The sequence below is a fragment of the Methylobacterium sp. WL103 genome, from assembly GCF_008039885.1.
Lineage (GTDB): Bacteria > Pseudomonadota > Alphaproteobacteria > Rhizobiales > Beijerinckiaceae > Methylobacterium > Methylobacterium cerastii.
In genome coordinates this window covers 1-557 of sequence record NZ_VRUX01001220.1, presented here as the reverse complement: position 1 = coordinate 557, position 557 = coordinate 1, and the positions used below count along the sequence as shown (strand labels likewise).

Here is a 557-nt window from a genome sequence, read left to right as displayed (position 1 = left end):
GCAGGCGGAGGCCGGGGCCGACGCCCCCTCGCTCGCCGGCTTCCTGGCGCGCTACTGCGCCGGAGGGCGGGGCGAGGCCGGCCACACGGTCAAGCGCGACATGGAATCCGGCCGCGACGAGGTGCGGGTGATGACCGTGCACGGCGCCAAGGGCCTGGAGGCCCCGGTCGTGGTGATGATCGACGGCTGCGAGGCGCCGGGCGGCAACGACCCGCCGCTGCTCGCGATGCCGGGCGACGTGCCGCCGGTGTGGTCGACCGCGAAACCCTACGATTCCGAGGCGATCGGCGCCGCGCGCGAGACCCTGCACGTGCGGGCCCGGGAGGAGCACAACCGCCTGCTCTACGTGGCGATGACGCGGGCCGCCGACCGGCTCGTGGTCGCGCCCTTCCGCGGCCAGACGCCGGTGGGGCCGACCGCCTGGTGCGAGATGATCCGCACCGGGATGGTGCAGGCGTTCGGCGAGGGCGAGGCGGTGGAGACCGCCTACGGCCCGGTCACCCTGTGGCGGGACGGGACCGGCCCGGAGACCGGCACGGCGCCGGCCGAGCCGGCGC

The 557-nt window shown here is 76.7% G+C and carries 1 protein-coding gene; it reads left to right on the top strand.

The window, feature by feature from the left end; all coding sequences use genetic code 11:
• A partial coding sequence (locus FV222_RS28715; RefSeq protein ID WP_281406954.1) for a 3'-5' exonuclease occupies positions 1–557 on the top strand: 557 nt, incomplete at both ends.